General features: G+C 68.6%; 7 protein-coding genes and 1 pseudogene. 3 read left to right on the top strand and 5 right to left on the bottom strand.

Annotation, left to right across the window (positions count from 1 at the left end; genetic code table 11):
* Nucleotides 1-318: integrase core domain-containing protein (locus B5D37_RS04200; RefSeq protein WP_143814116.1), on the top strand; the 318-nt coding region annotated here is incomplete at its 5' end.
* 263 nt (nucleotides 319-581) lie between these two features.
* On the opposite strand, the pseudogene B5D37_RS04195 reads toward B5D37_RS04200, so the two are convergent.
* Nucleotides 582-779: pseudogene (locus B5D37_RS04195) on the bottom strand (methyltransferase); the annotation flags it as partial.
* 50 nt (nucleotides 780-829) lie between these two features.
* On the opposite strand from B5D37_RS04195, the gene B5D37_RS04190 reads away from it, so the two are divergent.
* Nucleotides 830-1,276, top strand: coding sequence for an Rrf2 family transcriptional regulator (locus B5D37_RS04190; protein WP_078757398.1), 447 nt, complete (start codon nucleotides 830-832; stop codon nucleotides 1,274-1,276).
* Entirely contained in the window at nucleotides 1,273-2,166 is an 894-nt protein-coding gene (locus B5D37_RS04185; protein WP_078757397.1) for an NAD(P)/FAD-dependent oxidoreductase, read from the top strand. Before B5D37_RS04190 ends, B5D37_RS04185 begins: the two co-directional genes overlap by 4 nt.
* A 37-nt stretch (nucleotides 2,167-2,203) precedes the next feature.
* On the opposite strand, the gene B5D37_RS04180 is transcribed toward B5D37_RS04185, so the two are convergent.
* The 4 genes from B5D37_RS04180 to B5D37_RS04165 are packed head-to-tail and all read right to left on the bottom strand — an operon-like array spanning nucleotide 2,204 to nucleotide 7,395.
* Nucleotides 2,204-2,539 carry a YnfA family protein gene (locus tag B5D37_RS04180; protein ID WP_234987689.1) on the bottom strand — a complete coding sequence of 112 codons (336 nt, stop codon included), beginning with the start codon at nucleotides 2,537-2,539 and terminating at the stop codon, nucleotides 2,204-2,206.
* Nucleotides 2,536-2,688, bottom strand: coding sequence for a hypothetical protein (locus tag B5D37_RS14900; RefSeq protein ID WP_200809181.1), 153 nt, complete (start codon nucleotides 2,686-2,688; stop codon nucleotides 2,536-2,538). Before B5D37_RS14900 ends, B5D37_RS04180 begins: the two co-directional genes overlap by 4 nt.
* Before the next feature lie 29 nt (nucleotides 2,689-2,717).
* Nucleotides 2,718-5,834: an efflux RND transporter permease subunit gene (locus B5D37_RS04170; RefSeq protein ID WP_078757396.1), complete on the bottom strand. Its 3,117-nt coding sequence runs from the start codon at nucleotides 5,832-5,834 to the stop codon at nucleotides 2,718-2,720.
* Between the two features lie 10 nt (nucleotides 5,835-5,844).
* Nucleotides 5,845-7,395, bottom strand: coding sequence for an efflux RND transporter periplasmic adaptor subunit (locus tag B5D37_RS04165; protein ID WP_078757395.1), 1,551 nt, complete (start codon nucleotides 7,393-7,395; stop codon nucleotides 5,845-5,847).
* Between the last annotated feature and the right edge of the window lie 39 nt (nucleotides 7,396-7,434).

Below are 7,434 nucleotides of genomic sequence, written 5' to 3'. Positions count from 1 at the left end.
ACCCGGGTGATGACCGACAACGGTGCCTGCTACAAGTCCCGGCGCTTCTGCCGGCTCCTGCGCCGCTTGGGCCTGCGCCATCTGCGCACCCGGCCCTACACGCCACGCACCAACGGCAAGGCCGAACGCCTGGTCCAGACCGCTTTGCGCGAATGGGCCTATGCCCGCTCCTACGACAGCTCGGAGCAGCGTCGGCACGCTCTTCCTCGCTGGCTGCACCACTACAACTGGCACCGGCCGCACGCCAGCCTTGGCTACCAACCCCCGATCAGCCGCATCCAGCTTCCACTGAACAACGTCCTGGGTTTACACAGCTAGCCCTAGGCGCGCTCGAAGCGTCGTGGTGAGGTCCGTCATCATCTGCAATGGTAGCCGGCAATCAGGATGGCACGTGAGCCGCCCGGGGGAATGTCCGACAATTCACTTAAGCCGAACCCGCTTCGCGGGTCGGTCAAGTTCTTCCGAGGTGGAGTGCCCCAAGCGAAGGTCCGGTCTTGGCCGGAAGCGGCCTCAGGTGAGCTACGGCCGATACGTTTCCCAACCGAAACGAAAACGGGGCATAGAACAGCTCGATCCCCTCAAAATCCGGGGCGCGCTTCGGCAAGCGCGCTGAGCTCCAGGCCGCCGCCCGCACCGAGCACGAGCACGTGGCCGTCCTCGGGAACCACCTCCGCGAGCAGTAGCGCGGACATCCGATGGAGCGCCGCGAGGCCCGGCACCTTCTTGATCACACCCTCGATGTAGTGGGTGGCGGCGCTTGGATCGTTGAACGAGAACACGACGATCTCGGGGCTTGACGAGGGTCGCCATATGTAACATGGTTAGTTACATGAAACGAGACAGCCGTCTTTCCGCCGTCCTGCATGCGTTGCTGCACATGGCCGAGCACCCCGGGCCGATGACGTCCGCCGCCCTGGGCCAGTGCCTGGGCACCAACCCGGTGGTGGTCAGGCGCACCATGGGGCTCCTGCGCGATGCCGGGCTGGTCGCCGCCGGCCGTGGCCATGCAGGGGGCTGGACCATCAAGGCCGACCTGGCCACCGTGACGCTCCGGGACCTGCACGAGGCGCTCGGCGAGCCGGCGCTGTTCGCCGTCGGGCACCGAAGCGAGAACCCCGCCTGCCTGGTCGAGCAGGTGGTTAACGCGGCCTTGAACGATGCTTTCGACGAGGCCGAGGCGCTGCTGATGGAGCGGTTCGCCTCGGTGTCCCTGGCGCAGTTGGCGAAGGAGTTCGCGCGCCGCCACAAGGCCCACAAGAGGAGTGCGGTGGCATGACCTATCACGTCATCGTCATTGGCGGGAGCTACGCCGGCATGGCGGCTGCACTGCAGTTGCTCCGGGCGCGGCGCACCGTGCTGGTCATCGATGCGGGGCAGCGGCGCAACCGCATGGCGGTCGAATCACACGGGTTCCTGGGCCAGGACGGGAGCGATCCCGCAGAGATCGCGCGCGTCGCACGGTCCCAGCTCGAGCGTTACCCCACGCTGACCTGGATCGAGGGCACCGCCGTTGCCGCGTCCGGCGCGAGGGACGGCTTCACCGTCACGACGGGAGACGGCGACGAGCACCGCGGGCGGCGCCTATTGCTGGCGCTCGGCGTCTCCGATGCGCTGCCCGAGGTGGAAGGCCTGGCGGAACGATGGGGAAGGAGCATCTTCCACTGCCCCTACTGCCACGGGTACGAGCTCGACCGCGGCGACGTCGGCGTCATCGCCGCCCACCCGATGTCGGCGCACCAGGCGAGCCTGTTGGCCGAGTGGGGGCTGGTGACGCTGTTGACCAATGGCGTGCTCGAACTCGATGAGCCGGCGGAAACGGCACTGGCAGAGCGGGGCGTCGTCATCGAAAGGACGACGATTGGCCGCATTGAGGGCAAGGCGGAGGTCGTGCTGGCGGATGGGCGCGGCCTGGAGTTCGCCGGCCTCTTCACCGCACCGCGCAACGCGCCTGCCTCCGACATCGCCGAACAGCTCGGCTGCGAGCTGATGGACACCCCGATGGGCACCCAGATCCGCACCAGCGAGGCCAAGGAAACCAGCATCCCCGGCGTGTTCGCATGCGGCGATGCCGCCCGCGTGCCGCATTCGATATCGCTTGCCGTCGGCGATGGCGCATGGGCCGGGGCGCAGGTGCACCAGTCGCTGGTGTTTGCAGCGGCCGCGTAGCAACCTCGCTTCAACCGATGGTCGTTTCTGCTGCGGGTCAGGTACGCCAGTGCCCGCCGACCATCACCATGGCCCCGAGGAAGATCAAGCCGCCACCGAGCACGTCGATGCGGTCGAGGCGGCCGTCATCGACGAGCACCAGCCAGGCCAACGCGGTTGCGACGTAGATGCCGCCGTAAGCGGCGTAGATCCTGCCCGAGGCGACCGGATGCAAGGTCAGCAACCAGGCGAACGCGGCCAGGCTGACCGCCGCTGGAATCAGGAGCCACGCGGAGCCGCTTTCCTTTCGCCAGAGCAGGACCAGCCAGCAGCCGACGATCTCCGCGAGCGCGGTGATGACAAACAGCGCGGCGACTTTGAGCACCGGGATCACGCTGCACTTTCCATACGCAATTCGGCCCATGCATCGCGCAGCACCCGCCACAACGAGCGCAGGAACATCATCGCGAACGTGGCCAGGTTGATGGCCAGCACGATCATCAGCACGCGGCGCTGCCGTGCCTCCAGGGCGCGGATATCCACGGTGCTTCCGCAGCAAGCGTCTCCCATGTTCAGCTCTCCATGGATACGGGGCCGGAGACACGGCGGCCGTACTGGCCGTAACGCAGGTACAGCGCCGGCAGCACCAGCATATTCAGTACCGTCGAGCTCAGCAGGCCGGCCAGGATCACGATGGCCATCGGTGCCTGGATCTCGCTGCCCGGCTCGCCCGCCGACAATGCCAACGGCACCAGCGCCAGGGCGGTGGCGAGCGCGGTCATGGCGATGGGTACCAGGCGCTCCTCGGACCCGCGCCGCACCCGCTCCAGGGCATCGGCGATGCCTTCTTCGCGCGCCAGGTGATGGATGTGCGCTATCAGCATCACGCCGTTGCGCGTGGCGATGCCAAACAAGGTGATGAAGCCGATGATCGACGCCACCGTCAGGATGCCGCCCGACAGCCACACGCCGGCCACGCCGCCCAGCAGCGCGAGCGGCAGGTTGAGCATGACCAGCAGCGCGTCGCGGGTGCTGGAAAACGCGAGGTACAGCAGCAGGAAGATGCCGACCACCACGCCACTGCCGATCAGCAGCAGCGTGCGCGAGGCGGCCTCGGCGCTCTCGAACTGGCCGCCATACTCGACGTGGTAGCCGGTAGGCAGGTCGATGTTGCGCTCGATGCGTTCGCGCGCGTCGTCGACCACCCCGCCGAGGTCGCGGCCGGCGACGTTGGCCATCACCACGATGCGCCGCTGCACGTTCTCGCGGCCGATCTGGTTGGGCCCGCGGCTGCGCTCCACGCGGGCCAGCGCCGACAAGGGCACGCGTGCTCCGTCCGGCGTGGCGACCTGCAGGGCGCGGATGGTCTCAACGCTGTCGCGCGCCGAGTCCGGTAGCCGCACGACGACATCGATGCTGGCGTCACCTTCAAGCACGCGCGATACCGTGCTGCCGAAGAACGCGGTTTCGATCACGTGGCTGGCCTCACGCACGCTCATGCCGTACCGGGCCAGGGCGCCGCGATCGAAGTCGATGGTCACGAAAGGCAGTTCCGACTGCTGCTCCAGGTTGACGTCAACCGCGCCCGGCACCGCCTTGACCTGGTCCTCGATCTGCTGGCCCAGGCGGCGCAGTTCGTAGAGGTCCTTGCCGAACAGCTTGATCGCGATGTTGGCGCGGGTGCCCGACAGCATGTGGTCGATGCGGTGCGATATCGGTTGGCCGATTACTACCTGCGCGCCGGAGATGCCGGAGAACTCGCTGCGGAGGTGCGCCAGCAGGGCCTCCTTGCTGCGCTCGCCCATTGCCAGGGTGACCTCGATCTCGGAGGCGTAGATCTCCTGCGCGTGCGGGTCGAGCTCGGCGCGTCCGGTGCGGCGGCCGGTGGCCACGACCTCGGGCTGGTCGAGCAGGATCCCTTCGACCCGGCTGGCCAACGCGTCGGACTGCTCGAGCGAGGTGCCCGGCAGGGTCGTCACGTTGACCGTCAGGCTGCCTTCGTTGAAGTCGGGCAGGAAGGCCCGGCCGGCGCTGAACAGCGCGAACAGCGTCAGCGCCGTGCCGACCACCGAAGCGATGCCGATGATGCGCCAGCGCGACACGGTGGCGTCGAACAGCGGCCGGTAGCGCGCCTTGAACCAGCGCGACAATCCGGACTCGCGCGCTTCGCGCACGATCTTCGAGCGTGGCAGCAGCAGGCTGCACAGCACCGGCGTGACCGTGACCGCGACCGCAAGCGAGGCCAGCAGCGACACCACGTAGGCGAAGCCCAGCGGCTGCATCAGCCGGCCTTCCACGCCGCTGAGGAAGAAGATGGGCAGGAACACCAGCACGATGATGATGGTGGCGAACACCACCGAACCCTGGATCTCGCGGGTGGCCGCGAACACCAGGTCCAGCACGCCGCGACGTTGGGACTCCGGCAGCAGCACGTTCTCGCGCAGCCGGCGCACGGTGTTCTCCACGACGATGATCGCGTCGTCCACCAGTGCGCCCAGCGCGATCGCCATGCCGCCCAGCGTCATGGTGTTGATGCCGATACCGGCCGCCTTCATCGCCAGGACCGCCACCACCAGCGACAGCGGGATCGCCAGCAGGGTGATGCCGGTGGCGCGGCCGCTCAGGAGGAACGCGAATACGATCGCGACCACCAGCAGCATGCCTTCGACGATGGCGCGGCCCAGGTTGCCGATGCCGACTTCGATGAAGTCCGCTTGGCGGAACAGGTTGGCGCTGATGGTCATGCCCGCGGGCAGCGTGGACTGGATATCGGCCAGCACGCGGTCAAGCTCGCCGGTCAGCGCCAGCGTGTTGGCACCGGGCTGCTTCTGGATGCCCAGCACCACCGCGCGCTCGCCATTGAACGCGGCGGTCCCGCGCGTGGGCGCCGCTCCGACGCGCACCTCGGCCACGTCGCGGACCAGCACGGGACGATCGCCGCGCCGGGTGATGAACACCTCGCCGATGTCCGCGGGCTCGCGGACGCGGCCGCGCCCGTGGATCAGGAACTCCTGCGCGTTCTCCACGTAGAAGCCGGCCGAGGTGTTTTCGTTGCTCTCGCCGACCGCATCCATCACCTGTTCCAGCGTGACGTCGAAGGCGGCCATGCGCACCGGGTCGGCCACTACCTGGAACTGCCGGGTATCGCCGCCATTGGGGATCACCTCGGCGATGCCGGGCACTGCCAGCAGACGCCGGCGCAGCACCCAGTCCGCCGTGGTCTTGAGCTCCATCGGCGTGTGCCGATCGGAGTGCAGGGCGATGAACATGATCTCGCCCATGATCGAGGTGATCGGCGCGAGCGTGGGCTCGGGAAGGTCCGGCGGCAGCTGCCCGCGGACGGTGGCGATGCGCTCGGCGACGATCTGGCGTGCCTGGTAGACGTCCGTTCCCCAGTCGAACTCCACCGTCACCACGCCGATGCCGATGCTGCTGTTGGATCGCACGCGGCGCACGCCGGGAGCGCCGTTGAGCGCGGTTTCGAGCGGGAAGGCGATCAGGGTCTCCACCTCTTCGGGCGCCATCCCATGCGCCTCGGCCACCACGGTCACCGACGGGGCGGTGAGGTCCGGAAAGACGTCCACCGGCATGCGCTGGGCTTCGATCGCCCCCCAGGCCAGCAGCAACAGCCCACCGAACAGCACGAACAGGCGGTTGCGCAGCGACCAGCCGATCAGTTTCTCGATCATTCCGGCGCCCTCAGTGTGCGTGGCCGTGGCCCATGGCTTCCGGCGTCGCCGCCGCCAGCCGGACCTGCATCGCGCCGCGGCTGACGACGCGCTGGCCGGCCTCCAGCCCCTCGAGTACCTCGTAGCGGTCGCCGTCGCGCAGACCCAGTCGCACCGGCACGCGCGAGAAAGATTCACCGCCACGCATCACGTACACCACCCGCTGGCCGCCGTCGTCGATGACCGCTCCCACCGGCACGCTCAAGCCGCTGCGCATCCCACCGGTAAATACCCGCGCTTCAACGTCCTGGTTGAGCGCGATGTGCGGGCCGGGGTCGTCCATCGCGAAGATCACGGGGACGCTGCGGCTCTCCGGATCGATCATCCCGCCGACCCCGACCAGCCGGCCGTTGTCCGCGGTGCGGATCTCCACCGGGGCGTCGAGCCCGGGTAGCTCGAATGAAGCGCCCGTGGGCGACTCCAGCCGCGCCGCGTCGGCTTCGGAGACGTGTGCCTCGAGCCAGAGCTCGTCGCGGTTGACGATATGGAACAGCAGGTCGCCATCCTCCACCGCGGACCCGTTTGATACGGGCGCGAGCGCGATCATTCCAGCCATCGGTGCCTTGACTGCAATGCCACCACTGCTGCCGCCCAACTGTGACACCCGGTCCCCGGCAGCCTGCAACTGTGCCTGTGCGACTTTCCGTGCAGCGCGGGCCTCCTCCAGGCGACGCTGGGATACCGCCTGCTGTGCATACAGGCGCTCCATGCGCGCCGACTCGGCCTCCGCCAGGGCCGCCTGGCTGCGGGCGGTGGCCAGGTCCGCTTGCAGAGAGGCGACGTCGGTATCGCTGCCCAGTCGGGGGACCAGCATCGCCAGGGTCTGCCCGCGTGCGACGCGGTCGCCCAGTGCAGGGAAGCCGCCGGTCGCGCGCACGGTGCCGGCGGCGGTGGCGACCACCTCGGCGGCGCCGTCGGCGGATGGGCGGATGGTGGCCGGGGCACGCACCGATTCGCGCAGTTCTCTCGGCTGCACCGCTTCGATGGAGAAGTCGGTGGTCCACTGCTGCTCCTTCAGGAAACCGATCTCGCCTTCGGTCGTCCCGGCTGCAGGGCCGGCTTCCAACGCGGCCGTCGCATCGTCGTAGACCGTGACTTCCCCGAGCTCGTGGCGCGCCTCCAGTCCGGGTGCCGTGATGACAAGGCTGAGGTTGCGGCGCCCGGTGGCGCGGGGCAGGACGGTCGGCGCGAAGATGCCGGGAGCGCGCGGCGCGCTGACACGAAAACGCTCGGTGGGCGCGTTCCCGCCGGAGAGGATCACATCGACGGTGCCGGCTTCGACCGGCTTGTAATCCGCGAGCCGGGTGAAGTGCGCCGCGAAGGTCGATTTGGCGCCGGTGACCAGCGGATCGAACTCGACGAACAGCTCCGTCCGGGGGGTGAAATGGGTATGGACCTGCGCCTGCAGATCCGGTGACGCACTCCCGCTCGTGCGGTCGCAGCCGGCCAGCGCCAGTGCGATCAGCGCAGCGGGCAGCATGCGGGTGCGGAGGGAGGCGAGCGAAATCGGGAGGCGGCGCATGGCGGTTCCGTAGTCAATCGGGGGAGCGTCCCGCCCGGG

The sequence above is a fragment of the Lysobacter spongiicola DSM 21749 genome, assembly GCF_900167055.1.
GTDB lineage: Bacteria > Pseudomonadota > Gammaproteobacteria > Xanthomonadales > Xanthomonadaceae > Novilysobacter > Novilysobacter spongiicola.
Note: the sequence above shows the minus strand (reverse complement) of the source record. Positions and strands in the feature narration are given on the sequence as shown.

Coding starts and splice junctions, on each gene's coding strand:
- B5D37_RS04190 (WP_078757398.1), top strand. CDS start 830: ATGAAACGAGACAGCCGTCTTTCCGCCGTCCTGCATGCGTTGCTGCAC.
- B5D37_RS04185 (WP_078757397.1), top strand. CDS start 1,273: ATGACCTATCACGTCATCGTCATTGGCGGGAGCTACGCCGGCATGGCG.
- B5D37_RS04170 (WP_078757396.1), bottom strand. CDS start 5,834: ATGATCGAGAAACTGATCGGCTGGTCGCTGCGCAACCGCCTGTTCGTG.
- B5D37_RS04165 (WP_078757395.1), bottom strand. CDS start 7,395: ATGCGCCGCCTCCCGATTTCGCTCGCCTCCCTCCGCACCCGCATGCTG.